The organism is Plantactinospora sp. CA-290183, assembly GCF_050936375.1.
Taxonomy (GTDB): Bacteria; Actinomycetota; Actinomycetes; order Mycobacteriales; family Micromonosporaceae; genus Plantactinospora.
The window spans coordinates 1-25,848 of sequence record NZ_JBNJMX010000017.1 but is presented as its reverse complement, the minus strand read 5'-3'; the positions used below and the strand labels follow the sequence as shown (position 1 = coordinate 25,848).

General features: G+C 73.9%; 23 protein-coding genes and 1 pseudogene. 12 read left to right on the top strand and 12 right to left on the bottom strand.

What is annotated here, in order from left to right:
• Positions 1-9 precede the first annotated feature (9 nt).
• The gene (locus ACQEUR_RS20115) at positions 10-192 is read left to right on the top strand and encodes a hypothetical protein (protein ID WP_433033371.1); all 183 of its coding nucleotides are present in this window, start codon (positions 10-12) and stop codon (positions 190-192) included.
• On the top strand, positions 192-542 hold the full coding sequence (locus ACQEUR_RS20110; protein ID WP_433033368.1) for a DUF3140 domain-containing protein: 351 nt from the start codon (positions 192-194) through the stop codon (positions 540-542). Before ACQEUR_RS20115 ends, ACQEUR_RS20110 begins: the two co-directional genes overlap by 1 nt.
• A gap of 44 nt (positions 543-586) precedes the next feature.
• Here the strand turns inward: ACQEUR_RS20110 and ACQEUR_RS20105 are convergent, their stop codons facing one another.
• The 4 genes from ACQEUR_RS20105 to ACQEUR_RS20090 all read right to left on the bottom strand — a co-directional run bounded on the left by ACQEUR_RS20105 (position 587) and on the right by ACQEUR_RS20090 (position 3,772).
• Positions 587-823 (bottom strand): hypothetical protein, encoded by a 237-nt coding sequence (locus ACQEUR_RS20105; protein WP_433033366.1) that lies wholly within the window; start codon positions 821-823, stop codon positions 587-589.
• A 460-nt stretch (positions 824-1,283) separates the two neighbouring features.
• Positions 1,284-2,255 carry a LysR family transcriptional regulator gene (locus tag ACQEUR_RS20100; protein ID WP_433033363.1) on the bottom strand — a complete coding sequence of 324 codons (972 nt, stop codon included), beginning with the start codon at positions 2,253-2,255 and terminating at the stop codon, positions 1,284-1,286.
• A gap of 94 nt (positions 2,256-2,349) precedes the next feature.
• Positions 2,350-3,045: a ThuA domain-containing protein gene (locus ACQEUR_RS20095; protein ID WP_433033360.1), complete on the bottom strand. Its 696-nt coding sequence runs from the start codon at positions 3,043-3,045 to the stop codon at positions 2,350-2,352.
• Between the two features lie 88 nt (positions 3,046-3,133).
• Positions 3,134-3,772, bottom strand: a complete 639-nt coding sequence (locus tag ACQEUR_RS20090) for a hemerythrin domain-containing protein (protein WP_433033358.1) — start codon at positions 3,770-3,772, stop codon at positions 3,134-3,136.
• A 158-nt stretch (positions 3,773-3,930) separates the two neighbouring features.
• Between ACQEUR_RS20090 and ACQEUR_RS20085 the strand changes: the two genes are divergently transcribed.
• Both ACQEUR_RS20085 and ACQEUR_RS20080 read left to right on the top strand, forming a co-directional pair.
• Positions 3,931-5,259, top strand: a complete 1,329-nt coding sequence (locus ACQEUR_RS20085) for a M20/M25/M40 family metallo-hydrolase (protein ID WP_433033356.1) — start codon at positions 3,931-3,933, stop codon at positions 5,257-5,259.
• A gap of 213 nt (positions 5,260-5,472) precedes the next feature.
• Positions 5,473-6,147, top strand: coding sequence for a hypothetical protein (locus ACQEUR_RS20080; protein WP_433033354.1), 675 nt, complete (start codon positions 5,473-5,475; stop codon positions 6,145-6,147).
• Positions 6,148-6,211: 64 nt separating this feature from the next.
• On the opposite strand, the gene ACQEUR_RS20075 is transcribed toward ACQEUR_RS20080, so the two are convergent.
• Together ACQEUR_RS20075 and ACQEUR_RS20070 are read right to left on the bottom strand one after the other, a co-directional pair.
• Positions 6,212-6,403, bottom strand: coding sequence for a DUF5703 family protein (locus ACQEUR_RS20075; protein ID WP_433033352.1), 192 nt, complete (start codon positions 6,401-6,403; stop codon positions 6,212-6,214).
• Between the two features lie 109 nt (positions 6,404-6,512).
• Complete coding sequence (locus ACQEUR_RS20070) at positions 6,513-7,484, bottom strand: aldo/keto reductase (protein ID WP_433033350.1); 972 nt, start codon at positions 7,482-7,484, stop codon at positions 6,513-6,515.
• A 194-nt stretch (positions 7,485-7,678) separates the two neighbouring features.
• Here ACQEUR_RS20070 and ACQEUR_RS20065 point away from each other — a divergent pair, with 194 nt between their 5' ends.
• From ACQEUR_RS20065 to mshC, 6 genes and pseudogenes are all read left to right on the top strand, one after another.
• Positions 7,679-8,731, top strand: a complete 1,053-nt coding sequence (locus tag ACQEUR_RS20065; protein ID WP_433033347.1) for an LLM class F420-dependent oxidoreductase — start codon at positions 7,679-7,681, stop codon at positions 8,729-8,731.
• A 76-nt stretch (positions 8,732-8,807) separates the two neighbouring features.
• Positions 8,808-9,641, top strand: coding sequence for an undecaprenyl-diphosphate phosphatase (locus ACQEUR_RS20060; protein ID WP_433033345.1), 834 nt, complete (start codon positions 8,808-8,810; stop codon positions 9,639-9,641).
• Positions 9,642-9,718: 77 nt separating this feature from the next.
• Positions 9,719-10,419 (top strand): annotated as a pseudogene (locus ACQEUR_RS20055) (MSMEG_4193 family putative phosphomutase); the annotation flags it as partial.
• Positions 10,420-10,621: 202 nt separating this feature from the next.
• Positions 10,622-11,206 (top strand): DUF3090 domain-containing protein, encoded by a 585-nt coding sequence (locus ACQEUR_RS20050; RefSeq protein WP_433033342.1) that lies wholly within the window; start codon positions 10,622-10,624, stop codon positions 11,204-11,206.
• 31 nt (positions 11,207-11,237) lie between these two features.
• Complete coding sequence (locus ACQEUR_RS20045; RefSeq protein ID WP_433033339.1) at positions 11,238-12,056, top strand: SCO1664 family protein; 819 nt, start codon at positions 11,238-11,240, stop codon at positions 12,054-12,056.
• A 121-nt stretch (positions 12,057-12,177) separates the two neighbouring features.
• The gene (gene mshC, locus ACQEUR_RS20040; RefSeq protein WP_433033337.1) at positions 12,178-13,419 is read left to right on the top strand and encodes a cysteine--1-D-myo-inosityl 2-amino-2-deoxy-alpha-D-glucopyranoside ligase; all 1,242 of its coding nucleotides are present in this window, start codon (positions 12,178-12,180) and stop codon (positions 13,417-13,419) included.
• A 56-nt stretch (positions 13,420-13,475) separates the two neighbouring features.
• Here the strand turns inward: mshC and ACQEUR_RS20035 are convergent, their stop codons facing one another.
• Together ACQEUR_RS20035 and ACQEUR_RS20030 are read right to left on the bottom strand one after the other, a co-directional pair.
• The gene (locus tag ACQEUR_RS20035; protein ID WP_433033334.1) at positions 13,476-14,267 is read right to left on the bottom strand and encodes a GntR family transcriptional regulator; all 792 of its coding nucleotides are present in this window, start codon (positions 14,265-14,267) and stop codon (positions 13,476-13,478) included.
• A 238-nt stretch (positions 14,268-14,505) separates the two neighbouring features.
• Entirely contained in the window at positions 14,506-15,375 is an 870-nt protein-coding gene (locus tag ACQEUR_RS20030) for a PAC2 family protein (protein ID WP_433033332.1), read from the bottom strand.
• A gap of 326 nt (positions 15,376-15,701) precedes the next feature.
• Here ACQEUR_RS20030 and metH point away from each other — a divergent pair, with 326 nt between their 5' ends.
• On the top strand, positions 15,702-19,214 hold the full coding sequence (gene metH / locus ACQEUR_RS20025; protein WP_433033329.1) for a methionine synthase: 3,513 nt from the start codon (positions 15,702-15,704) through the stop codon (positions 19,212-19,214).
• 182 nt (positions 19,215-19,396) lie between these two features.
• Positions 19,397-20,050: an HAD family hydrolase gene (locus ACQEUR_RS20020; RefSeq protein WP_433033326.1), complete on the top strand. Its 654-nt coding sequence runs from the start codon at positions 19,397-19,399 to the stop codon at positions 20,048-20,050.
• Between the two features lie 157 nt (positions 20,051-20,207).
• Here ACQEUR_RS20020 and ACQEUR_RS20015 read toward each other — a convergent pair whose 3' ends face one another.
• The 4 genes from ACQEUR_RS20015 to ACQEUR_RS20000 form a co-directional block, all read right to left on the bottom strand.
• Positions 20,208-22,757, bottom strand: a complete 2,550-nt coding sequence (locus tag ACQEUR_RS20015) for an ABC transporter permease (RefSeq protein ID WP_433033323.1) — start codon at positions 22,755-22,757, stop codon at positions 20,208-20,210.
• Complete coding sequence (locus ACQEUR_RS20010; RefSeq protein ID WP_433033320.1) at positions 22,757-23,524, bottom strand: ABC transporter ATP-binding protein; 768 nt, start codon at positions 23,522-23,524, stop codon at positions 22,757-22,759. The genes ACQEUR_RS20015 and ACQEUR_RS20010 overlap by 1 nt, the downstream gene beginning before the upstream one ends.
• 615 nt (positions 23,525-24,139) lie before the next feature.
• Positions 24,140-24,826: a response regulator gene (locus ACQEUR_RS20005; RefSeq protein WP_433033317.1), complete on the bottom strand. Its 687-nt coding sequence runs from the start codon at positions 24,824-24,826 to the stop codon at positions 24,140-24,142.
• A gap of 68 nt (positions 24,827-24,894) precedes the next feature.
• Positions 24,895-25,848: sensor histidine kinase (locus ACQEUR_RS20000; protein WP_433033314.1), on the bottom strand; the 954-nt coding region annotated here is incomplete at its 5' end.

Genomic DNA, 25,848 nt, shown 5'->3' with positions numbered 1-25,848 from the left:
AGACGCCGCGTGAGCGAGCCCGAGGAGAACCGCGAGAAGACCCCGAAGACCGACGCCGTGCTCAGCCCGCGTGCGGAACGGCATCCGCCCAACCAGGTGCCGCGGCCATCCTCGGCGCGGCCGGGCCCGCCACCGGCGCCGCCGGGCGGAGAGCCCGAGGAGGACGGGTCGCCGGATCGGGAGGAGGGCTGATGGCCCGCAAGCAGCGCGTCGAGCCCGAGGTGGAGCAGCTCTGGGAGGAGTTCCACCAGTACGTCAACGTGACCTCGGAGCGGCTGCGCGACTGGCTGCTGACGCGGGGCTCCGGCGAGGAGGTCTTCGGCGCCGACCCCACCCTCGACCTCCCGCAGCCCGGCCGCAACATCCTCGCCGTGCTGCGCAAGCGCAAGGTGGACCTGACCGAGGGGGACATCCAGGTGATGCGGGAGACCGTCGCCGAGGTCCGGGGCCTGCTCGACGAGCGCCCCGAGGCCGGCAGCACGGACCAGGAGTGGCGGCATGCCCTGCTGGACCTCGGCCACGACCCGCTGCTGGAACGGTAGCCGCCGCCCGGCCGGCCCGCAACGCCGCAGGACCGGACCGGGCGCTACTCGCCGCCGATGCTAGGCACGCGCAGCCCGGCCGCCTCGGCGGCGTCCGTCCGTTGGGTCCGGACGGCCTCCTCGCGGGCCAGCAGCGCGGCGTACTCGGCGACGTCCTCGGCGTTCGGCAGCGCCGGTACCCGACGCAGGAACGCCTCCACGTCACGGGACGCGGCGGTGTGCGCGGCGGCGACCCGCCGTACGGTCTCCGGGTCGTCCTCGGGTGGGATCAGGTCCGTCATGTCGCTACCGGTACCCGATCTCGGCCGGTTCGCACCGCACCGGTCGACATAGCTGGTGTTCCCGTCACACCGCGACCGGCGCCCGCCCGGCCACCGGGGAGTACGGCGGACCGGGCGGGGCCGACCCGGGTCCGTCACGGCGCCCCGGCGCCCGGCGAGCGGCCGCACGCGCCGCGAAGCGGTGGTGCCCACGGCCAGGACGCGTACGGCGGGCACGAGGTGCCGGCGTCGTACCGGATGCGGGTCGGCTCGACCGCGCGTCGTCCGGCCCGGAACCGGGCGACGCGCGGTGGCCGGCGCCCTGCCGACCGGGGGTCAGCCCGGGGGGCCGGGGCGAGGTCGACCTCTCGTCCGCGGCGCCGCCGGTCTGGATCGGGTCGGGCACCGTTAAGGTAACCGGCGGCCATCGACTCGGCTATATATCGTCTGGCTCATACCGCCGGGGCGCGGGGTGGCCGGCTCAGGCCGCGGCCATCTGCTGGGGGCCGAAGGTGGGGTTGCGGGCCAGCCAGGCGAGGTAGTCCGGGTTGCGGGACAGCGAGTCCGTGTACGCCGCGACCGCGTGCCCGACCACCCGGTCCGCGAACGCCGCCGCCGGCGCCTCCGGGTGCCAGCCGAGCAACAGGCGCCAGCGCAGCGGTGCCTTGGCCAGCGGGCGGGTCACCAGGCCGGGCATCGGCCGGAAGGTCGCCTGGGCCAGCGCCACCGCCTCACCCGCCTCGACCAGGTCGATGCAGCTGCGGATGTCCGTCTCGTAGATCTTGCGGGGCGTGAAGCCCGCCCGGGCGCAGGCCGCGGCGAAGCAGTCGGCGAAGCAGCCGTCGCCGGGCGCCGCCGCCCACCGCTCCCCGCTCAGCGCGGCGAGGTGGATCTCGTCCCGGGTGGCGAGCGGATGCGCCTCGGGCAGCAGGACGAAGACGGCGTCCACCGCCACCGCCCGCCAGGTCAGCCCGAACTCGGCCGAGGGGGTGGCGTCACCGCAGACACCGGAGAGGACGTAGTCGAGCCGTCCACTGAGCACCATCTGGGCGAGTTCGTCGACGTACCAGGACGCGTGCGTGCTGATCTGTGCGTGCGGCTGGTCCGCGGCCAGCCGGTGCACCAGCCCGCCGAGGATCGGGCTGTTCACCCCGCCGAACCGGAACCGGCTCATCGAGGTGCCGGTGCCGGCCAGCCGGGCCGCCTCGTCCTGCAGCCCCTTCATCGCCGGCAGCAGCACCCGGGCCCGGGCCAGGACCAGCTCGCCCAGCGCGGTGGGGCGGGCGCCGCGCCGGTCCCGTTCGAACAGTGGGCCGCCGAGGGTGCGTTCGATGCGCTGGAGCTGCGCCGTGAGGGCGGGTTGGGCCAGCCCGAGCAGGGAGGCGGCCTTCGTGACGCTGCCTGTCTCCGCGATCGCGCAGACCACCTTGAGGTGCCGCAGCTCCAGGTTCATAGCGTGACGGTAGGACCAGGACGGGATCCACGGGAAGACCTTTGGCCAGTGAAAGATCCCCCAAGGGAAACCCGAACTGCGAACGAACGGACACCTAACGGTGCCGGGCGGCCCAGAGCAGGCCCCGCTCGGTGATCGTCCTGATCGGAGGAAGTGCCAGGTCGTCGAGCTTGTGGCCGACCGTGGAGACGAAGACCCGTCCCGCGCCCCAGGACCGGGTCCAGACCGCCGGCAGGGTGACCGGACGCCGCCAGGGGGCCCCCTCGGCCGATCCGCCCCCGGCCGGTCCGACCGGCTCCGGATCGAAGGTCACCGTCGCCAGGACGTCGTTGAGCGGGTCGGTCAGCACCCAGTACTTCTCGGTGTGCAGGGCGACGGAGGCGATGCCCGCGACCACCGGATGATCCGCCCGCTCCGGCAGCACCGTCAGCTCGTGGTCGACGAACCCGGCCGGGTGGTGCACGAAGACGCCCCCGGTCAGCTGCTGGTAGCCGCCGTGGTGGAAGGCCCCGACGATGCCACCGTGCCAGCCGGCGAGGCCGGTGCCGGCCCGGACCGCCGCGGCCAGCCCCGCGGCCTGCCCGTCGGTGATGGTCCCGATGGACCAGCACTGCACGACCAGGTCGGCGGCGGCCATCCGCTCCGCGTCGGCGTAAACGTCCAGGTCCTCGTGGACCGTCACGTCGAAGCCCCGGCCCCGCAGGAACGGGATGAACAGCTCCGTGGCCGGCACCGGCACGTGGCCGTCCCAGCCGCCCCGGACCACCACCGCGCTGCGCGCCGTCGTCATCTCGTACCCTCCTCGTCACCGCGGCCGACCCCGCGCGGACCGTGCCGGGTCGGACCCGCCGAGGGGATCATGGCACCTCCGCCGTCGGTCACGCCTCCGGACGCGGCGTCAGGTCCTCGACGTACGTCTGGCGCCCGCTCACCGCGTCCCGGACCTTGTCCACGACGCCGAGAGCCGGTTCGACGACCCGGTTCCACGGCGGGGTGGCCGGGGTGCCCGGATGCGGGCGGGTCGGTGCGGCCTCCTCGGCGATCTCCACCCGGTTGCCCAGCCGGATCAGCTCGGCGGTGCTGGCCACCTCCCGCAGCGCCGGGAAGATCTCTTTCGACGCCGTCTCCGCGTGCCGGCGCAGCCCACCGGTGAGCTCGGCGACCAGGCGCGCGAATCCGGGCTCCTCGGGCGCGGTGCCGCCGAGCTCGCGCAGGGTGCGCAGCAGCTCGCTGTCCGCCGCGATCTCCCGGTCGGCCAGCGCCGCACCGTCGGGCAGCGCCTCCCGCACCGTCGGGTAGAGGTACTGCTCCTCGCCGGAGAGGTGCCGCGCCACGGTGGCGGTCAGTATCTGCGCCACCTGGCTGCGCCGCTCGGTCGCCGTCTCGTCGGTCAGCTCGGCGCAGAGCGCGACGATCTGGTCGTGCTCCTCGGTGAGCAGCTCCACCATGTCGCGCCCGCCGGGGCGGTACTCCTCGTCCTCGACGGTCGGCGGCAACGGGGGCAGGGGCACGGTCACGGTTACCCTCCTCGGGGGCGGACGCCCGGATCCGGCGGCCCGGCATCGACCGGCGCCACCGGGTGGACGAGGCGCAGGTACCCCCGGCCCCCTGGCGCGAAACCCCGGGGGCGGGTGGGCGGCGCGCGACGGCCGGCCGGGCTGGTATGAAGAACCGCATGACCAACCACCCCGCGCCCGCCGCGCCGAGCGGCACCGACGAGGTCGTCGAACTCTGTCGGGACCTGCTCCGCATCGACACCACCAACACCGGCGACAACGAGACCAGCGCCGGCGAGCGGGTGGCCGCGGAGTACGTGGCGGAGCGTCTCGCCGAGGTCGGGATCGAGACGGAGCTGCGGGAATCGGCGCCCGGCCGGGCCAACCTGGTGGCCCGGATCCCCGGGACCGACCCGGGTCGGGGTGCCCTGCTGGTGCACGGCCACCTGGACGTGGTGCCGGCCGACCCGACCGAGTGGTCGGTGCACCCGTTCTCCGGCGAGATCCGCGAGGGCTATCTCTGGGGCCGGGGCGCGATCGACATGAAGGACTTCGACGCGATGGTGCTCGCGGTGGTCCGGCAGTGGCAGCGCACCGGCGTACGGCCGCCGCGCGACGTCGTGCTCGCCTTCACCGCCGACGAGGAGGCCGGTGGCGACTACGGGGCGCACTACCTGGTGGACCGCCACCCGGAGCTGCTCGACGGCTGCACCGAGGCGATCGGCGAGGTGGGCGGCTTCTCCTACTCCGTCAACGACGACCTGCGGCTCTACCTGATCGAGACGGCGGAGAAGGGGCTCGACTGGCTGCGGCTGCACGCCCGGGGGCGCCCCGGACACGGCTCGATGGTGCACGACGACAACGCGGTGACCGCGCTGGCCGAGGCGGTGGCCCGGGTCGGCCGGCACCGGTTCCCGGTCGTGGTGACGCCGACCGTCCGGGCGTTCCTGGAGGAGGTCTCCGACGCGCTCGGCATCGAGCTGGACCCGGACGACCCGGAGACGGCGATCGCCAAGCTGGGGCCGATCGCGAACATCGTCGGCGCGACCATCCGCAACACCGCCAACCCGACCCGGCTCGCCGCCGGCTACAAGGACAACGTGATCCCCGGCCGGGCCAGCGCCACGATCGACTGCCGGAGCCTGCCCGGACAGTCCGAGCTGCTCCTGGAACAGCTCCGCGAGGTCGTCGGCCCCGAGATCGAGGTGGAGTACGTCCAGCGCCAGCCGGCGATCGAGACGGACTTCGACGGCGCCCTGGTGGACGCGATGGCGGCGGCGCTGCGCGCCGAGGACCCGGGGGCCCGCCCGGTGCCGTACATGCTCTCCGGCGGGACGGACGCCAAGGCGTTCCAGAAGCTCGGCATCCGCTGCTTCGGCTTCGCGCCGCTGCGGCTCCCCGCCGACCTGAACTTTTCCGCGCTCTTCCATGGCATTGACGAGCGGGTGCCGGTGGACGGACTACAGTTCGGCGTGCGGGTGCTCGACCGGTTCCTGCGCCAGAGTTGACCACCTGTCCGGCTGACCCACCGACCCCTGCCGATCCACAGATCCCCCGGCCGGCACACCCCGCCGACCACCAGCAGATCGTTTGACCACAAGCCCGGTCCACCCGGTTGTCCCGCGCACCGGTCCGACCGCCCGCCCGCACGGCGGCCGGTCGGCACCACGGCGAGTCGACCGGACGGCGGCCGTGACATCACCGAAGGGACATTCCACACCATGACCGACCAGCACGCCGAGCTGGACGCCGCCCTGGAACGGGTCGTCGAGACGGCCCGGGCCCACCTCGCCGCGATCCGGGGCGCGGAGGGGCGGATCGACGACGACGCCGTCTGGCAGGCGTACGTGGAGCTCAACAACGCCTCGTTCGACTACGACGAGCGGTTGCTCGACGCCTTCGGCGAGGTGACGCCGTGGGACGTCGAGGCGATCGACCCCGAGGAGGCGGACGAGCGCTTCGGCGTGGGGCTGGGCGGGGTCGACGGCGCCGAGCCGGGCGACCCGCACCCGCAGGTGGTCTCGGTACGCCAGCGGCGCGACTACCGGGTGCCGAGCGTGGCCGCGCTGCTGCGGGTGGCGCAGGCGGCCCGCCGATCGGCCCTGCCGGAGGACGAGGAGTCGGTGGAGGTGGAGAGCGTCGGCGAGGCCGTCCTCGAACTGCTCCAGGGCGGTGACGGGTCGCTGGCCGCCCTGGACATCCCGGAGCTGGAGCCGCTCGACGGCGTGGTGATGGTCAGCGAGGTGGGCACCCCGCTGGACCTGGAGTCCTTCGACGACGAGGACAGCCTCGGGCCGTTCACGCCCGCCGTCGACGACCGGCTGGTCGGGCGGTTGGACGAGCACCCGTACCTGTCGCTGGACGGCGACGTCGACGAGGAGATCGAAACCCGGTGACGCGTGCCCAGGACGGTGCCGCCGGTCGGCGAGGGGCCGACGGGCGGCACCGTCCGGGGGACCGTCAGTAGGAGAGGCCCGGCTGCGACTGGCTGTTCACCCGACGCCGCAGCACCACCTGCCGCGTGCCGTCGCGGAACAGTCGTACCCGGGCCAGCTCCCAGCCGGAGAACTCGGCCTGGATCGCCAGCTGCGCCGTCGCGGTAACCCGATCGACGTTCGGGGGCAACCGTAACGGCGCGTATTCGTAGTCCATGTCCTCTATCCTGCCCACGCCGGGCGGCGGACACCAGTCCTTCGGTGCCCGAGCCGGGCCTGGTGGGGCCGGTGGGACCCGCGGTACGGGCGGGTCGGCGCCGGAGCGCTCAGCCGTCCCGCTCCGGGTAGCCCAGCGGCACGGCCGAGACGTCGTCGAGGGCCCGGGTGATCTCGGCCGGCAGGGTCATCCGCTCCACCTGCAGCGCGCCGAGCAGCTGGCCGACCGTGCGGGCGCCCAGGATCGGCGCGACCACCCCGGGCCGGTCCCGCACCCAGGCCAGCGCCACCTCCAGGGGCGACACACCCAGACCGCCGGCCGCGGTCGCCACCGCCTCCACGATGCTGGAGCAGCGCGGCTCCAGGTAGCTGGCCACGAAGCGCTCGAAGTGCGGCGAGGCGGCCCGGGAGTCGGCCGGCCGGCCGTGCCGGTACTTCCCGGTGAGCACGCCCCGGCCCAGCGGCGACCAGGGCAGCACGCCGAGCCCCAGACCGGCGCAGGCGGGCAGCACCTCCCGCTCGACGCCCCGTTCGAGCAGCGAGTACTCCACCTGGGCGGCGACCACCGGGGCGCGCCCGGGGAAGGCGGCCTGCCAGGTCGCGGCGCGGGCGGTCTGCCAGCCGGAGAAGTTGGAGACGCCGACGTAGCGGACCCGGCCGCTGGCCACCGCGTGGTCCAGCGCGGCCAGGGTCTCCTCCAGCGGGGTGTCCGGGTCGTAGCCGTGCACCTGCCACAGGTCCACGTGGTCGGTGCCCAGCCGGCGCAGCGAGGCGTCCAGGGTACGCAGCAGGTGGCCCCGGGAGCCGTCCCGGCGGCGCTCGGCGCCCGGCCGCAGCCCCGCCTTGGTGGCGATCAGCAGGTCGTCGCGGGGGACCAGGGTGCCCAGCAGGGAGCCGATCACCGCCTCGGCGTCGCCGTCGCTGTAGACGTCCGCCGTGTCGACGAGGTTGCCCCCGGCGTCCAGGTAGCTCTTGAGCTGTGCGGCCGCGTCGTCCGCATCGGTGTCCCGACCCCAGGTCATGGTGCCGAGCGCGAGCCGGGAAACCGCCAGCCCGCTTCGGCCGAGCGGTCGCTGTTGCATGGTTGAACCTTATTCAGAACATCGCCCCGCCGATATCCTCGTCGCCCCCATTGGCCTCGGCGCGTCGGCTTCCCGTCCCCGGTGGCGGCCCGGGCGGTCCCCTCCTTCGGGGGCCGGGCGGTCCCCTCCGGCGGGGGCCGGGCGGGGCATTGCGTACCCTGATGCGACTTGCGCATGGATGGGGGAGTGGACCAGTGCGACTCGGGCTCAGCCTCGGTTACCAGACGGCGTGGAGCACACCCGCGGACCATCTGGCGCTCGCCCGGGAGGCGGATCGGCTCGGCTACTCGGTGGTCTGGGCGGCGGAGGCGTACGGCTCGGACTCGCCGAGCATGCTGGCCTGGCTGGCCGGACAGACGGAGCGGATCGACCTCGGCGCCGGGGTGATGCAGATCCCGGCGCGCAGCCCGGCGGCGACCGCGATGACGGCGGCGACCATCGACGCCGTTTCCGGCGGCCGGTTCCGCCTCGGTCTCGGCGTCTCCGGCCCGCAGGTCTCGGAGGGCTGGCACGGGGTGCGCTTCGCCAAGCCGCTGGCCCGCACCCGGGAGTACGTCGACATCGTCAGGCTGGCGCTCGCCCGCCGGGAGGTCGCCTACGACGGGGCGCACTACCGGCTGCCGCTGCCGGACGGCCCGGGCAAGGCGCTGCGGCTCGGCTTCCACCCCCCGCGCGACCACATTCCGATCTACCTGGCGGCGGTCGGGCCGAAGAACCTGGAACTCGCCGGTGAGATCGCCGACGGCTGGCTGGCGGTCTTCTACGCCCCGGAGTTCGCCGCCGAGCAGCTTGCCGCGGTGTCGGCGGGGCGGGCCCGGGCCGGCAGGGAGCTGGCCGGGTTCGACGTGGTGCCCACCGTGCCGCTGGTGGTCGGTGACGATGTCGCCGCCTGCGCCGAGCTGGTCCGGTGGTACGCCGCGCTCTACGTGGGCGGCATGGGCAGCCGGGAGCAGAACTTCTACAACCAGCTCGCCACCCGGATGGGCTACGGGGACGCGGCCCGGGAGGTCCAGGACCTCTACCTGGCGAAGCGGCAGCGCGACGCGGCGGCGGCGGTGCCGCTGGAGTTCATCGACCGCACCTCGCTGCTGGGGCCCAGGGAGCGGATCGCGGAACGGATGCGCGAGTACGCGGCGGCCGGGGTGACCACGCTCTCGGTGAGCCTCTTCGTGGCCGACGCCGAGACCGGTGTACGGACGCTGCGCGCCTGCGCGGAGGCGTTCGACCTCGCCGGGGTGGGCGAGTGACCGAGCGCGTCGGACCGGGGACGGGCCCGGTGGGGCGGGGTGCGCGGCGGGACGTGGCGACGGGTGGGGTGCGACGGTGAGCTGGATCGAGGCAATCGTCCTGGGGATCGTCCAGGGCCTGACCGAGTTCCTGCCGGTCAGTTCGTCGGCGCATCTGCGGATCACCTCGGCGATCTTTTTCGAGCAGGACGCCGGGGCGTCCTTCACCGCGGTCACCCAGCTCGGCACCGAGGCCGCGGTGCTGCTCTACTTCGCGAAGGACATCTGGCGGATCACCCGGATCTGGGTGATCGGCATCTGGGACTCCTCGGTCCGGTCGAGCCTCGACTACCGGATGGGCTGGTACGTCATTGTCGGCTCCATCCCGATCGGGATCTTCGGTCTCCTGTTCAAGGACCAGATCCGGACCGCGGCCCGGAACCTCTGGCTGGTCGCCACCGTCCTGATCGTCTTCGCCTTCGTGCTCGCCTTCGCCGAGTACTGGGGCCGGCAGACCCGCCGGCTGGAGAACTTCACCCTCCGGGACGGCATCGTGATGGGCCTCGCCCAGGCGATGGCACTGATCCCCGGCGTGTCCCGGTCCGGCGGCACCCTGACCGCCGGGCTCTTCCTCAACCTGACCCGGGAGGCGGCGGCCCGGTACTCGTTCCTGCTGGCGATCCCGGCGGTGGTGATGTCCGGGGTGTTCAGCATCCCGGACGTCTTCGACACCAGCGGCGGGGGCTCGATCCCGTCCGGCGCGCAGATGCTGGTGGCCACGGTGATCGCCTTCGGCGTCGGGTACGCGGCCATCGCCTGGCTGCTGCGCTACGTCGCCCACCACACCCTGTACGTCTTCGTGCTCTACCGGGTGGCACTGGGCAGTCTCGTCCTCGCCCTGCTGATGACCGGCACCATCTCGGCGACCTGACGCCGCCGCGGGGCGTGTTCCCCGCTGGCCGGGCCGGGTGCCGCCGCCGTTTGCCGGCCGGGTCGTAGGGTGTGCTCGTGGCAACCCTTCTGCTCCTGCGACACGGCCGGACCACCGCCAACGCCGACGGCGGGCTGGCCGGCCACCAGCCCGTCGAGCTGGACGAGACCGGGCGGGCCCAGGCCGTCGCGGTGGGGGCCCGGCTGCGGCCGTTGCCGCTGGCGGCGGTGGTCACCAGCCCGCTGGTCCGCTGCCGTCAGACGCTGGAGCTGGCCCTGCCGGAGGCCGCCGCGCAGGTGGAGGAGGGGCTGGTCGAGTGCGACTACGGTGCCTGGCAGGGGCAGCCGCTCAAGAAGCTCGCCAAGGATCCACTGTGGCCGGTGGTGCAGCAGCATCCGAGCGCGGCGGTCTTCCCGGGCGGCGAGTCGATGGCGGGGATGGCGGCGCGGGCGGTCGCGGCGGTGCGCCGCTGGGACGCCCGGGTCACCGCCGAGCACGGGCCGGAGGCGATCTGGCTGGCGTGCAGCCACGGTGATGTGATCAAGGCCGCGAAGTGGCGGACGCCCTCGGCCTGCACCTCGACCTCTTCCAGCGGATCGTGGCCGACCCCGGTTCCGTCACCGGGATCCGCTACACCCCGGTGCGCCCGTTCCTGCTCCGGCTCAACGACACCGGCGGCGACCTGACCGGCCTGGTGGTCCCGCGCCGGGGACGGCGCCGCCGGGCCCGGGCCGCCGAGTCGGACGCCCCGGTCGGCGGCGGCGCCGGCGCCGGCGGCGTCGACGCGGGCCGGGCCACCCGCTCGGGTACGGCCGCCGCCGCGACCGGCCCGGCCGACGGGGTCGCCCCGGCGGGTGCGTCGGGAGCGGCGCAGGTGATGGTTGGCGGGCGGGACGGCGCGGGCCGGCCGGGCCAGGGGGCACCGTGATTCGGGTCGGTGGGCTGCGCGGCACCGTACCGGGCCGGATAGGGTCGTGGGTATGACCCACCAGGTGCACGCATTCGAGCCGCCGGAGCGGTTCGTCGCCGGGACCGTGGGCCCGCCGGGTGAGCGGACGTTCTTCCTCCAGGCGCGGGGCGGTGGCCGGCTGGTCAGCGTCGCCCTGGAAAAGGTGCAGGTCTCGCTGCTCGCCGAGAAGCTCGAGGAGCTGCTGACCGAGGCGCACCGCCGGTTCGGCGTCGAACTGCCCGAGCCGCCCCCGGTCACCGGGGACAACGAGCCGCTCGACACCCCGGTGGACGAGGAGTTCCGGGTGGGCACGCTCGGGCTCGCCTTCGACGTGGACACGGCCACCGTGGTGATCGAGGCGATCGCCGCCGGGGAGGCCGAGGCGGAGGTGGAGCTCGGTGCTGGTGAGGACGTCGAGGAGGACGAGGACGAGGACGACGAGCCGGACGACGACCTGGACCGGCTGCGGGTCCGGTTGACCCCGCAGGCCGCCCGGGAGTTCATCGACCGGGCCCGCCGGGTGGTGTCCGCCGGCCGCCCGCCGTGCCCGCTCTGCGGCCAGCCGCTCGACCCGGCCGGGCACCTCTGCCCACGACACAACGGCTACCACCGGTGACCGACGGGGGCCTCGCACCGGGGACCCGTCGGTGACCTCCTCGGACCTGCGACCGGTGCTGGACGAGAGCGACGCCCTCCGGCTGCTGACCGGGGGCGAGTTCGAGCTCGAGGGCCGGCTGGTGGACGCCTCCAACACCACCCTGCGGGGGTTCCTGACCCTCGACGGCGTGACGGCCCGCTGCGTCTACAAGCCGGTCCGGGGCGAGCGGCCGCTCTGGGACTTCCCCGACGGCACCCTCGCCGGCCGGGAGGTCTCCGCCTACCTGGTCTCCCACGCCACCGGCTGGGATCTGGTCCCGCCGACCGTGCTGCGGGACGGTCCGTTCGGTCCCGGCGCCTGCCAGCTCTGGATCGACGAGCCGCAGGAGGCGGAGCCGCTGGTCGGCTTCGTACCCGAGCAGAGCCTGCCGCCCCGCTGGTTCCGGGTCGCCGCGGCCCGGGACGACGACGGCGCGGCGTACCTGCTGGCGCACGCGGACGACCCGAGGCTGGCCCGGTTGGCGGTGCTGGACGCGGTGATCAACAACGCGGACCGGAAGGGCGGGCACGTCCTGCCGGGGCCCGACGACCGCATCTACGGCGTCGACCACGGGGTCTGCTTCCACGTCGAGGACAAGCTGCGTACGGTGCTCTGGGGCTGGTCGGGACGGAGCCTGCCGCCGGACGCGGTCGAGATGCTGCGGGAGCTGTCCGGGGCGCTGGCCGGCCCGCTCGGGGCGTCGCTGGCGGATCACCTGACCCGGGCCGAGGTCGCCGCCACCGTCCGTCGGGTGTCCCGGCTGCTCGCCGGGGAGAGCTTCCCGGATCCGCCCGAGGACTGGCCGGCGATGCCCTGGCCGCCGATCTGACGCCTGTCGGCCACCGCCGGGGTCCCCGCACGGTCCCCGTGCCGGCGCGGCGCTGTCGTTCTGATCACCCGGTGCCGCCGGAGCGATGATCGGCCCCGTCCGGCTGGCTAGGGTGGTGACCATGGACTCCTGGGTGGGGCATGAGATCCCGCGGCTGCCGGGGACGGGGCGACCGCTGGCCTTGTACGACTCGGCGCGGCGCGGGGTGTACCCGAGCGGCCCGGTCCAGGGCCCGGCGACGATGTACGTCTGCGGGATCACCCCGTACGACGCGACCCACCTCGGGCACGCCGCCACCATGATCACCTTTGACCTCGTGCAGCGGGCCTGGCGGGACGCCGGCCACCCGGTGCGGTACGTGCAGAACGTCACCGACATCGACGACCCGCTGCTGGAGCGCGCGGCGCGCGACGGCGAGGACTGGGTGGTCCTGGCGATGCGGGAGACCGCGCTGTTCCGCGAGGACATGGAGGCGCTGCGGGTGATCCCGCCGGACCACTACGTGGGCGCGGTCGAGTCGATTCCGGCCATCGCGGAGCGGGTCCAGGTGCTGCTCGACGACGGTGCCGCCTACCGCCTCGACGACGGCACCGGTGACGTCTACTTCGACATCGCCGCGGCGCCCCGGTTCGGGTACGAGTCGAACCTCTCCCGCGCGGAGATGCTCCGGTTCTTCGCGGAGCGGGGCGGCGACCCGGACCGGGCCGGCAAGCGGGACCCGCTCGATCCGCTGCTCTGGCGCGGCGCCCGCGACGGCGAGCCGGCCTGGCCGGGCGCGGCGCTGGGGCCGGGGCGGCCGGGCTGGCACATCGAGTGCGCGGTGATCGCGCTCGACCTGCTCGGTGCCCGGATCGCGGTCCAGGGCGGCGGCAACGACCTGCTCTTCCCGCACCACGAGTGCTCCGCGGCCCATGCCGAGCGGCTGACCGGCGAGGTCCCGTTCGCCCGCCACTACGTGCACGCCGGCATGATCGGGCTGGACGGCGCGAAGATGTCGAAGTCCAAGGGGAACCTGGTCTTCGTGTCCCGGCTGCGGGCCGACCAGGTGGACCCGATGGCGCTGCGCCTCGCGCTGCTGGCCGGCCACTACCGCGCCGACCGGCAGTGGACCGACGACCTGTTGAAGACCGCCACGCAGCGGCTGGGCCGGTGGCGGGAGGCGGCCGGGAGGTCGACCGGGGCGTCGGGCCCGGACCTGCTGGACGGGGTACGCGAGCGGCTGGCCGACGACCTGGACACCCCCGGCGCGCTGGCGTTCGTGGACCGCTGGGTCGACGAGACGCTGGCCGGCGGCGGCACCGACACCGAGGCGGGCAGGCTCCTGACCCGGACCGTCGACGCCCTGCTCGGGGTGCGGTTGTAGACACCCGGGCCCAGGCCCGAAGCGCTCGGCGCCGCCGGTGCCGGCGCGCGGGTGGGTCAGCCGAGCACCAGTCCGGGGTCCGGTTCGGGCTCCGCCGCCGGCCCGGGCACCTGGTAGCGCTCGGTCAGCGTGGTCATCGGGCCCGGCCAGGTCGCCTGGGCCACCTCGATCGGCCGGTGGTGGGCGTCGTAGGCGACGTGCAGCAGGTGCAGCACCGGGGTGTCGGGGCGGATCTGGAGGATCTCCGCCTCCTCCCGGCTCGGCTGCCGGGCGCTGATCTGGTCGGTGGCCGAGACGTACCGCCGGCCGATCGCCTCCTCCGCCTCCTGGTAGAGCGGCCGGCCGTACGCCTCCATCCGCTCCAGGCTGGTGCCGGCGGCGTCGTCGACCCGGAACCAGGACGCGCCGACCTCCACCGGTACGTCCTCGGTGCGGACCAGGTGCCGGCGGACCAGCAGCTCCGTGCCGTCGGTGACGCCGAACGCGTCCGCCACCTCCGGCGGGGCCGGGGCGCGGCCGACCTGCACCAGCTGCTGGCGGTACCGCGCCGCGAGGTCGGCGTGGTAGCCGCGGTGCCCGCCGTAGCGGCCCCGGGAGAGCCGGTTGAGACGGCGGCGGGTGCCCCGGACGTACGTGCCGGAGCCGGGCTTGGTGATCAGGACGCCCTCGACCCGGAGCTGGTCGATGGCGCGCTGCACGGTCTGCTTGGCCACCCCGAACATCTCGGCGATGGCCGGGATGGAGGGCAGTCGCTCGCCGGCGGCCCAGTCGCCGGCCCGGATCCGGGCGCGCAGCTGGGCGGCGATCTGCCGGTGCGGGAACTCGGCGGCCCCGGGGTTGATCTGCATGACGCACTCCCGTCAGCAACAGCACTAGGTTCCTAGGATGCCGTACGGGGTGTGCCCGGGGCAACCCGCACCGCCGCCCGCACCGCCGCCCGCACCGGCGACAGCGCAGACCCGGACACCATGACGACGGCCGGCCCGCCTCGGTGGCGGGCCGGCCGGCAACGGTCGGATCGGGCGAACTGCCGGCCCGGCCCCGGGGGAGGGGCGGAACGCGGCGAGCGCGGTCAGTGCGGTGCGGTCACCAGGATCCGGCGGTCGGGCCGGCCGAACCGCCGCGACGGCGCAGGTACTTCTCGAACTCCTGGGCGATCTCGTCCCCGGTCAGCGGCTGGATGCCGGCGTCGCCGACCCGTTCCTCCAGCTCGCGGACGTACTCGCCCAGCTCGGCGTCCTGCTCGGCGGCGGTGCGTACCCGCTGCTCCCACTCGGCGGCCTCCTCGGCCAGCTCCGACATCGGCACCGGCAGGTCGAGCACCTCCTCGACCCGGTGCAGCAGGGCGAGCGTCGCCTTGGGGCAGGGCGGGTTGTTCGCGTAGTGCGGCACGTGCACCCAGAACGAGACGGCCTCCACCTCGGCCCGGGCGCAGGCGTCGTGCAGCACCCCGACGATGCCGGTCGGGCCGTCGTAGCGGGTGGGGGTGAGCTGGTAGCGCTCCGCGGCGTCCTTGTCCGACGCGCTGCCGCTGATCGGCAGCGGGCGGGTGTACGGCACGTCGGCGAGCAGGGCGCCGAGCAGCACCACCCGGTTGACCTCCAGGCTGTGGCAGAGCTCGAGGACCTGTTCGCAGAAGGTGCGCCACCGCATGCTCGGCTCGATGCCCCGGATCAGCACCACGTCCCGTTCGGTGCCCTCCGGGCTGGCCACCATGAAGCGGGTGGTCGGCCACTCGACCCGGCGGGTCTCCCCGTCGGCCATCGTGATGGTCGGGCGGCTGACCTGGAAGTCGTAGAAGTCCTCCGGGTCCAGCTCGGTGACCTGGCGGGCCTGCCACACCTGCTCCAGGTGCTCGACCGCCGCCGTGGAGGCGTCCGCCGCGTCGTTCCAGCCCTCGAAGGCCGCGATCGCGACCGGCGAGCGCAGTACGGGCAAACCGTCGAACTCGGTCACGCCGTCCCCCCAGCGTGTGTGCCGTTGCCGAGCCGGCCGGTCTGATGCCGCGCCGTGGTCCCCCCGTGCCGCTGCCTGGTACTGCCGTCCCTGTTGTCCCTCACGTAAGTCAGCCTACGTCCCGGACCCGGATGCGGCCCGCCGGCCGCGCCCGGCGTGCCGGCCCGCCCGGCACCCGGGCCCGCCGCCCGGTCGCCGCCGGTACGGGGTCCCGGCGACAAGCGGGACGCGCCGGTACGGACCGGACGACCGCTGCCCGGGGTGCCGCCGGGGTGCTCGTCGTCCTCCCGCCGGTGCGGGACCGGCCCCGGCACTAGCCTGGAGTCGTGCCGATTCCGCTGCTGGACGCGCTGGCCGGCCGGGTTCTCGTCGCCGACGGGGCGATGGGGACGATGTTGCAGGCGGCCGAGCTGACCCTCGACGACTTCGAGGGGCACGAGGGGTGCAACGAGGTTCTCAACGTCAGCCGTCCGGACGTGGTGCGCGCGGTGCACGACGCGTACCTCGCCGCCGGCGCCGACTGTGTGGAGACCAACACCTTCGGCGTCAACCTCTCCGCGCTGCGCGAGTACGGCATCGAGCGGCGCGTCACCGAGCTGGCCGAGGCCGGTGCCCGGCTGGCCCGGCAGGCCGCCGACGCGGCGAGCACCCCGGACCGGCCCCGGTACGTGCTCGGCTCGATCGGGCCCGGCACCAAACTCCCGACGCTGGGGCACATCCCGTTCCGGGAGCTGCGCGACGCGTACCAGCGCGGTGCGGCGGGGCTGGTGGCCGGCGGCGCGGACGGGCTGATCGTGGAGACCTGCCAGGACCTGCTCCAGGTCAAGGCGGCGGTGATCGGCTCCCGCCGGGCGCTGGCCGACGCCGGCCGGGAGCTGCCGGTGATCTGCCACGTCACCGTGGAGACCACCGGCACGATGCTGCTGGGCAGCGAGATCGGCGCCGCGTTGACCGCGCTGGAGCCGCTCGGCGTCGACCTGATCGGGCTCAACTGCGCCACCGGTCCGGCCGAGATGACCGAGCACCTGCGCTACCTCTCCCGGCACGCCCGGGTGCCGCTGTCGGTGATGCCGAACGCCGGCCTGCCCGAGCTGACCGCCGACGGCGCCCGCTACCCGCTGACCCCGGACGAGCTGGCCGAGGCGCTGGCGCGGTTCGTCGACGACTACGGGCTCGCGCTGGTCGGCGGCTGCTGCGGCACCACGCCCGCGCACATCCGTACCGTGGTGGAGCGGCTGACCGGCACGGTGGCCGCGCCGCGCGCGCCGGAACCGGAGCCCGGCGTGGCGAGTCTCTACCACCACGTGCCATTCGCCCAGGAGGCCAGCGTGCTGATGGTGGGGGAGCGGACCAACGCCAACGGTTCCCGGGCCTTCCGGGAGGCGATGCTGGCCGAGGACTGGCAGGCCTGCGTGGAGATCGCCCGATGCCAGGCCCGGGACGGGTCGCACCTGCTCGACGTCTGCGTCGACTACGTCGGGCGGGACGGCGTACGGGACATGCGGGAGATCGCCAGCCGGTTCGCCACCGCGTCCACCCTGCCGATCATGCTGGACAGCACCGAGCCGGCGGTGGTCGAGGCGGGCCTGGAGGCGCTCGGCGGGCGCTGCGTGGTCAACTCGGTCAACTTCGAGGACGGCGACGGCCCGGATTCCCGCTACGCCCGGGTGATGCCGCTGGTACGGGAGCACGGCGCCGCGGTCGTCGCGCTCACCATCGACGAGGAGGGCCAGGCCCGAACGGCGGACTGGAAGGTCCGGGTCGCCACCCGGCTGATCGAGGACCTGACCGGCCGGTGGGGGATGGGTGTCGACGACATCCTGGTCGACTGCCTCACCTTCCCGATCGCCACGGGCCAGGAGGAGACCCGCCGGGACGGTGTCGAGACCATCGAGGCGATCCGGGAGATCGCCGGCCGCTGGCCGGGGGTCAACTTCACGCTGGGCATCTCCAACGTCTCGTTCGGGCTCAACCCGGCCGCCCGGCAGGTGCTCAACTCCGTCTTCCTGCACGAGTGCGTGCAGGCCGGCCTGACCAGCGCGATCGTCCACGCCAGCAAGATCCTGCCGATCTCCCGGATCCCGGACGGGCAGCGCGAGGTCGCGCTCGACCTGGTCTACGACCGCCGCCGGGCCGGCCACGACCCGGTGCAGCGGTTCATCGAGGCCTTCGAGGGGGTCGACGCGGCCTCGGCCCGGGCCACCCGGGCCGAGGAACTGGCCGCGCTGCCGCTGGACGAGCGGCTGAGGCGGCGCGTCGTCGACGGCGAGGGCAACGGCCTGGCGGCCGACCTGGACGCCGCGCTGGCACAGCGGCCGGCCCTGACGATCATCAACGACATCCTGCTGGACGGCATGCGGGTGGTCGGCGAGCTGTTCGGCTCCGGCCAGATGCAGCTGCCGTTCGTGCTCCAGTCGGCCGAGGTGATGAAGGCTGCCGTCGCCCACCTCGAGCCGCACCTGGAGAAGGCCGACGACGGCGGCAAGGGCCGCATCGTGCTGGCCACCGTGAAGGGCGACGTGCACGACATCGGCAAGAACCTGGTCGACATCATCCTGTCCAACAACGGCTACGAGGTCGTCAACATCGGCATCAAGCAGCCGATCACGGCCATCCTGGAGGCGGCCGAGCAGCACCGCGCGGACGCCATCGGCATGTCCGGGCTGTTGGTCAAGAGCACCGTCGTGATGAAGGAGAACCTCGCCGAGATGGCGGCCCGCGGGGTCGCGGAGCGCTGGCCGGTGCTGCTCGGCGGGGCCGCGCTGACCCGGGCGTACGTCGAGGACGACCTCCGGTCCGGCTACTCCGGCCAGGTGCACTACGCCCGCGACGCCTTCGAGGGACTCTCCCTGATGGACCGGCTGATGTCGGCGAAGCGGGGCGGGGCGCCGCTGGTCGACCCGGCCCGGGAGGCGGCGCTGGCGGCCCGGCGGGCCCGCCGGGAGCGGCAGCGCGCGACGGTCGCCGAGGCGTTGCCCGAGCTGTCCGACGCGTCCGTCCGCTCCGACGTGGCCGTCGACGTCGAGGTGCCGACCCCACCGTTCTTCGGCACCCGGGTGGTCCGGGGCGTCCCGCTGGCCGAGTACGCGGCGCTGCTCGACGAGCGGGCCACCTTCCTCGGCCAGTGGGGCCTGCGCGGCTCGCGTGGCGGTTCCGGACCGTCCTACGAGGAGCTGGTGGAGACCGAGGGGCGGCCCCGGCTGCGGTACTGGCTGGACCGGCTCGCCGCGGACAAGGCGCTGGAGGCGGCCGTGGTCTACGGCTACTTCCCGGCCTACTCGGAGGGGAACGACCTGGTGGTGCTGGACCCGGACAGCGGCGCCGAGCGGGCCCGGTTCAGCTTCCCCCGGCAGCGGCAGGAGCGCCGGCTCTGCCTCGCCGACTTCTTCCGGTCGGGCCGGGAGGAACCGGACGTGCTCGCCCTGCAACTGGTCACCGTCGGGCAGCCGATCAGCGAGTACGCGGCCACGCTCTTCGCCGCCGACTCCTACCGCGACTACCTGGAGGTGCACGGCCTGTCCGTACAGCTCACCGAGGCGCTGGCGGAGTACTGGCACCGGCGGATCCGCGCCGAGCTGCTGCTGCCCGGCGGCCGTACGGTGGGCGACGCCGACCCGGCCGACCTGGCCGGCCTGCTGCGTACGGACTACCGCGGCTGCCGGTACGCGTTCGGCTATCCGGCCTGCCCCGATCTGGCGGACCGGGCGAAGGTGGTCGAGCTGCTCGACGCGGAGCGGATCGGGGTGCGGTTGTCGGAGGGGTTCCAGCTCGTCCCCGAGCAGGCCACCGACGCCATCGTGGTGCACCACCCGGACGCCAGCTACTACAACGCGCGCTGACCGGCGGGGCGTGCGGCGGCCGGGACCGGAGCCGGCCCACCCCGGCGGAGGGGGGTCGGCTGAGGGATCCGCCACACTTCGGGGCCGGGGTGCGGCCCTGGCCGGGGTGCGGTTGGCAGGATCGGTACGGACAGCCGCGCCCGAGCCGGGGAGGACCCCTGAACAGCCAGCATCCCGCCGCCGTGCTCTTCGACATGGACGGCACCCTGGTGGACAGCGAGAAGCTGTGGGACATCGGGCTGCGGGAACTCGCCGCACACTACGGCGGGACCCTGTCCGAGGCCGGTCGCCGGGCCATGATCGGCTCCGACTCGCCCACCTCGATGCGGATCCTGCACGAGGATCTGGCGCAGCCCTGGCGGGACCCGGCGGTCAGTGCCGCCTGGCTGGACCGGCGCATCTCCGAGCTGTTCGTCAGCGATCTGCGCTGGCGCCCCGGCGCGCTGGGCCTGCTGCGGGCGGTACGCGCCGCGGGGATCCCGACCGCGCTGGTCACCTCGACCAACCGGGTGCTGGTGGAGGTGGCGCTGGAGACGCTCGGCCGGGACAGCTTCGACGTGGTGGTCTGCGGTGACGAGGTGACCGCGACGAAGCCCGATCCGGCCCCGTACCTCACCGCCGCCCGGCTGCTGGACGTGCCGATCAACCGGTGCGTGGCGATCGAGGACTCGCCGACCGGGGTGGCCAGTGCGCTCGCCTCGGGTGCGGCCGTACTCGGGGTGCCGAGCGAGGTGCCGATCGACCCGTGCGAGGGCCTGCACCTGCTGGAGAGCCTGACCGGCGTCGACCTGGAGCTGCTGGCGAGCCTGCTCGCGCCTCTGAACCTGCCCCGCTAGCGGCCCGGCCACGCTGGCGCGGCCCGCGCGCCACCCCCGGCGGCCCGCGGGCCGCCCCACGCCGGCCGCATGATCGCGGTGATCAGGGAGCTGATCCCGGGACGCGCCGACGACACGCCCGAACCGCTCCCTGATCACCGCGATCTTGGGGTGGTCACTACTCGTGGGCGATGGCCCCGAGCACGTTGAGCCGCGCGGCGCGGATCGCCGGCACCACGGCCGCGATCACCCCGATCACCGCCGCGAGCACCAGGAACAGCCCCATCTGCGTCCACGGCAGCACGAGCTCGGTGATGCCGTCCTCGCGCAGCGCCCGGACCACCGCCGCGCCCAGCCCGGTGCCGACCACCACGCCGAGGAGCGCGCCGAAGACGGAGATCACCACGGCCTCCACGGTGATCATCCGCATCGTCTGGGACCGCCGCAGCCCGATCGCCCGCAGCAGCCCCAGTTCCCGGGTCCGCTCCAGCACCGACAGCGCCAGCGTGTTCACGATGCCCAGCACGGCGATCAGGATGGCCAGCGCCAGCAGCACCTGGATCATCGTCAGCAGCTGGTCGAACTGGCCGGTCTGCTGGTCGATGAAGGCCGCCCGGTCGGCGACCGAGACCTCCGGACTGTCCGCCAGCAGCGCCTCGATCCGTGGCAGCACCTGCTGCACCGAGGCACCCGGCACCAGCTTCAGGTACGCCTGGTTCGGCTGCGGAACGGCGAAGTCGGACGTCGCGGCGGCCGGCACCACGAAGCCCCCGAAGAGCTCGGACTCGGCGTAGATCCCGCTCACCGTGTAGGTCCGCGCGTCGCCCCGGGACAGCTGCACCGGCAGGGTGGCACCGACCGAGAGTCCCCGCTCCTTCGCCGTCCCCGAGTCCACCAGGAGCTGGTCGGGGCCGATCGAGTCGATGCTGCCGGCCGTCGGGGTGGCCCGGTAGATCTCCCGCAGCGCGGCCGGGTCACTGGTCGCGGTGACCCACGTGGGTTCCCCGCCGATCACCCCGCGGTCACCGTAGAGCCCGGCCACCATCGCCACCCCGGGTACCTCGGCGGCCTGTCGCAGCACCGCCGGGTCGAAGCTCGGCGGCCGGGGACCGGTCTGCGCCCCCGAGATCACCAGCTCGGCCTGGATCGTGTCCTCGGCGAGGGCGGTCAGACTGCTCTTGGCCGAGTCGAGGATCACGGTGACCCCGGTGACCAGGGCGATGCCGACCATCAACGCGGCGGCGGTGATCGCGGTGCGCCGGGGGTTGCGGCCGGAGTTCAGCCGGCCCAACTTGCCCGGCACCGACCAGGAGAAGAGCCGACCCAGCGCGGAGACCACCGGACGGCTGATCAGCGGGGTGAGCAGCGCCACGCCGACGAACGACAGCAGCACGCCGCCGAGGACCGTCCAGAGGGTGTTGTCGCCCGCGCTGCCGCTCAGGCCGAGCGCCAACAGGGTGCCGCCGGCCGCGGCGACCACGGCGCCGGCCGCCGAGATCCTGGTCAGCGGCCGGTCCGGGGTGGCCACGTCCTGCATCGCCGCGACCGGCGGGATCCGGGCCGCCCGCAGCGCCGGCAACACCGCCGCGACGACGGTGACCAGCAGGCCGACGGCGAACGCGCTGATCACGGCCGCCGCCGGGACACCCAGGCCGGCCAGTTGCAGGCCGCCCGCGCTCTGCCCGAAGACGTACGCCAGCAGCGCGCCGACCCCGATCCCGGCGGCCAGCCCGAGCACCGAGGCGACCAGACCGATCACCACGGCCTCGACGAGCACCGATCCGATCACCTGGCGGCGTCCCGCCCCGATCGCCCTGAGCAGGGCCAGCTCCCGGGTGCGCTGGGCGACGACGATGGAGAAGGTGTTGAGGATCAGGAAGATGCCGACGAAGAGGGCCACCCCGGCGAAGCCGAGCAGGATGTTGTTGAAGAAGCCCAGCCCCTCCTTCAGCCCCGCCGAGGCGTCGGCGGAGAGCTGCTCGCCGGTCCTGACCACGTAGCCGTCGCCGAGCGCCGCGGCGACGTCGTCGCGCAGCGCCACCGGATCCACGCCGGCGGCGGCCCGTACGCTGATCTGGGAGAAGACGCCCGGCTCGCCGAGCATCAGCTCCTGCGCCGCCCGGTCGGTGAACGCCACCTCCTGGGCGCCGCCCAGGCTGTCCCGGCCACCGCTGTAGCCGAAGATGCCGACCACGGTGAACTCGCGCTTCGGTTGCAGCGTCAGCACCCCGATCCGGTCGCCGACGCCGATCCTCGCCGCCTCGGCCACCGCCTGGTTGACCACCACCTGGTCGTCGGCGGTCGGCCCCTGCCCCTGGCGGAGCTGCACGAGGTCGCTCTCGCCGGTCCAGTTCGACCCCAGCTGCGGCGGCCCGAACGAGGTCAGCACCTTGCCGTTGCTGCCGATCACCCGGGCGCCGTCGGCGGCGGCGATCCCGGTCGCCTCGGCCACCCCGGGCACCGCCCGGACCTGGTCCAGAGCGGCGGCGGGGAAGGGCGCGCCGATCTGCTCGCCCTCCATCTCCGAGGTCTCGATCTTCGGTTTGGCGGAGATCCCGACGTCGGTCTCCGCGTACGCGTCGCTGAAGACCGAGTCGAAGGAGCGGCTGAGGGTGTCGGTGAGCACGAAGGCGCCGGAGACGAACATGACGCCGAGCACCACGGCCAGGCCGGAGAGGACGAGCCGCAGTTTGCGGGCGAGCAGGCTCTTGAGGGTGGCGCGCAGCATCAGTGCCCCGCCTCGGCCAGTCCGTCGAGCTTCTTCATCGTGTCCAGCACGGTGTCCGGGGTCGGCTCGATCAGTTCGGAGACGATCTGGCCGTCGGCCAGGAAGATGACCCGATCGGCGTACGAGGCGGCGACCGGGTCGTGGGTGACCATGACGATGGTCTGGCCGTACTCCTGCACGGAGCGGCGCAGGAAGCCGAGCACCTCGGCGCCGGACCGGGAGTCGAGGTTGCCGGTCGGCTCGTCGGCGAAGACGACCTCCGGCCGGGAGGCGAGCGCCCGGGCGCAGGCGACCCGCTGCTGCTGCCCGCCGGAGAGCTGGGCCGGGCGATGGTTGAGCCGGTCGCGCAGCCCCACCGTGTCGATGACCGTGTCCAGCCACTCCGGGTCGGGTTTCCGACCGGCGATGGCCAGCGGCAGCAGGATGTTCTCCTGGGCGGTCAGGGTCGGCAGGAGGTTGAACTGCTGGAAAATGAAGCCGACCTTGTCCCGGCGAAGTTTGGTGAGACCCGCGTCACCGAGTCCGGTGACCGTTGTGTCGCCGATGTGAATGTGCCCACGGGTGACGGAATCGAGTCCGGCGAGGCAGTGCATCAGGGTGGACTTTCCGGAGCCGGACGGACCCATGATTGCGGTGAATCGAGCCCTTTCGAATTCTGCGCTGACTCCGCGCAGGGCGACCACCTGGGCCTCGCCGCTGCCGTAGACCTTCCACACATCGCTCGCCCTGGCCGCCATCTGCGCGCCGTGGGCCACGGTGGCCGTCACGTCATCTCCTCCTGCTAATCGTCTTGGACCGACCGGACACGTGGTCCGGCCGGCGACACCCATTGTCGCCGGGACGCGCAAAGCAGCCGTCCCTCTGCGGGCGTATTCGATGCGGATTTTCGGGTGCGGGTCGCCCCGATGCCGAATCAGGGTTGACCCTGACTGCTATCGTCGCCGAACCCGCGCGCGGCCGTGCCGGGATGGGCGCTTGTTCACGCTATTCCAACCGGTCGCCGGCCGGCGACCGCTTGGCCATTTCCATTCCTCGTCCCATTCACCGGATCCGCTCACCGGCACGTCCGGCCGGGACGACCCGCCCCCCTCGGGCGTCCCGACCGGCCCCCGTTCGCGCCCCGCCCCGGCTCGACCGGACCGGCGTGCCGGCGCCGTCGTGGGAAACGCTAGGTGCCGGGCCGCGGCGTTCCGTCGTGCGCGCGGAGGGTTTCCGGGTACGACCGGACAGCCGCCGACCTCCTCCGCCGGTACGACGGCGGCACCGCTGGGCGTGCCTCGTCCGGTGCTCGGGGCGTACGCCCCGGGGTGGAGACGGTTTGGAAGGGGCCCTTCCTATACCGAAAGCGATAAGAAGGGGCCCTTCCTTACGAAGCGGGCTGGTCAGGCCCGGGGCCGGACCAGCCCGGTCTCGTAGGCGAGCACGACCGCCTGGACCCGGTCGCGCAGGCCGAGCTTGGTCAGCACGTGGCCGACGTGGGTCTTGATGGTGGTCTCGCTGACCGACAGGGCCCGGGCGATCTCCGCGTTCGAGAGCCCGCGGGCGACCTGCACCAGGACCTCGCGTTCCCGCTCGGTGAGCCCCTGGATCGCCCGGGGCGGCGCGGCCGCCGGATCGGGCAGGGACTCGGCGAACCGGTCCAGCAGGCGTCGAAGGATGCGCGGGGCGACGACCGCCTCCCCGGCGGCCACCGTGCGGATCGCGGTGACCAGGTCCTCGGCCGGTACGTCCTTGGCGAGGAAGCCGCTCGCGCCGGCCCGCAGCGCACCCACCACGTACTCGTCGAGGTCGAAGGTGGTCAGGATGAGCACCCGGACCGGCAGCCGGGCGTCGACGATCGCCCGGGTGGCGGCCACCCCGTCCATCCGCGGCATCCGGATGTCCATCAGCACCACGTCGGGGAGCAGCCGGCGGGACAGGTCCACCGCCTCGGCGCCGTCCCCCGCCTCGCCGACGATGTCGAGGTCGTCCTCCGCGCCGAGCACCATCCGGAAGCCGGTACGCAGCAGCGGCTGGTCGTCGACGAGCAGGATCCGTACCGGCCGTGCCGGCGCCGTGCCGTCGGTCATGCCGCCCGTCCTTCCGTTCGTGCCGGTGGGCCCGGCGCCATCCGCCCCGCAGTGTCCGCCCGCCCGGCTCACCGGGGCTCCCCGTCGGCCGGCGCGCCCAACTGGTCCATCGGGATCTTCGCGTAGACCCGGTAACCGCCGCCCGGGCGGGGACCGGTGCGCAGGGTTCCACCGTAGAGGGCCACCCGTTCCCGCATCCCCACCAGTCCGTGCCCGACCCGCCCCGGCGTCGGTACGGGTCCCCGGCCGGTGTCGGAGACCTCCACGATCAGCCAGTGCCCGCCGAAGGTGAGCCGGACCTGGGCGGTGGCCGTACCGGCGTGCTTGAGGGTGTTGGTGAGCGCCTCCTGCACGATCCGGAAGATGGTCAGCGCGACCCCCGGATCCAGCGGCCCGTGCTCGCCGTCGATGCGCAGGGAGACCGGCAGCCCGGCCTCCCTGACCTGCTCAACCAGGGACTCGATGCCGGCCAGCCCCGGCTGTGGGGTCAGCTCGGCGGCGGGTTCGGCATCGGTGCGCAACACGTCCAGCAGCCGGCGCAGCTCGCGCAGCGTGGTGCGGCTGGTGTCCTCGATGGTGCCGAGGGTGTCGTCGGTGGCGGCCGGGTTGCGGGGCAGCACCCGGCGGGCGGCGGTGGCCAGCACCCCCATCACGCTGACGTGGTGTGCGACCACGTCGTGCAGTTCGCGGGCGATCCGCCGCCGTTCGTCGGCCACCGCCTGGTCCGCCAGGGACCGCTGGTTCTCCTCGGCCGCCCGGGCCCGCTCCCGCAGGGCCCGGATGGTGGCCCGCCGCGCCTGCACGGTGCGGCCGATGAAGAAGCAGACGAGCGCGAGCAGCGCCTGGGTGAAGAGCAGGTAGGCGGTGGTGACGCCGGAGCGTGGCGGGGTCGGCTCGGCGAGCGCGACGACCTGGGTGGGTACCCAGACCAGCACGGCCGCGAGCGCGGCCTGGCGCAGCGGCAGCAGCGCCGCGGTGCTGTAGGTCAGCGCGATGAACGTCACCATGCTGGTGAACGGGGT

Excerpts from the sequence above, each read along its gene's own strand:
- ACQEUR_RS20110 (WP_433033368.1), top strand. The coding sequence starts at position 192 with ATGGCCCGCAAGCAGCGCGTCGAGCCCGAGGTGGAGCAGCTCTGGGAG.
- ACQEUR_RS20105 (WP_433033366.1), bottom strand. The coding sequence starts at position 823 with ATGACGGACCTGATCCCACCCGAGGACGACCCGGAGACCGTACGGCGG.
- ACQEUR_RS20100 (WP_433033363.1), bottom strand. The coding sequence starts at position 2,255 with ATGAACCTGGAGCTGCGGCACCTCAAGGTGGTCTGCGCGATCGCGGAG.
- ACQEUR_RS20095 (WP_433033360.1), bottom strand. The coding sequence starts at position 3,045 with ATGACGACGGCGCGCAGCGCGGTGGTGGTCCGGGGCGGCTGGGACGGC.
- ACQEUR_RS20085 (WP_433033356.1), top strand. The coding sequence starts at position 3,931 with ATGACCAACCACCCCGCGCCCGCCGCGCCGAGCGGCACCGACGAGGTC.
- ACQEUR_RS20080 (WP_433033354.1), top strand. The coding sequence starts at position 5,473 with ATGACCGACCAGCACGCCGAGCTGGACGCCGCCCTGGAACGGGTCGTC.
- ACQEUR_RS20075 (WP_433033352.1), bottom strand. The coding sequence starts at position 6,403 with ATGGACTACGAATACGCGCCGTTACGGTTGCCCCCGAACGTCGATCGG.
- ACQEUR_RS20070 (WP_433033350.1), bottom strand. The coding sequence starts at position 7,484 with ATGCAACAGCGACCGCTCGGCCGAAGCGGGCTGGCGGTTTCCCGGCTC.
- ACQEUR_RS20050 (WP_433033342.1), top strand. The coding sequence starts at position 10,622 with ATGACCCACCAGGTGCACGCATTCGAGCCGCCGGAGCGGTTCGTCGCC.
- mshC (WP_433033337.1), top strand. The coding sequence starts at position 12,178 with ATGGACTCCTGGGTGGGGCATGAGATCCCGCGGCTGCCGGGGACGGGG.
- ACQEUR_RS20035 (WP_433033334.1), bottom strand. The coding sequence starts at position 14,267 with ATGCAGATCAACCCCGGGGCCGCCGAGTTCCCGCACCGGCAGATCGCC.
- ACQEUR_RS20015 (WP_433033323.1), bottom strand. The coding sequence starts at position 22,757 with ATGCTGCGCGCCACCCTCAAGAGCCTGCTCGCCCGCAAACTGCGGCTC.
- ACQEUR_RS20005 (WP_433033317.1), bottom strand. The coding sequence starts at position 24,826 with ATGACCGACGGCACGGCGCCGGCACGGCCGGTACGGATCCTGCTCGTC.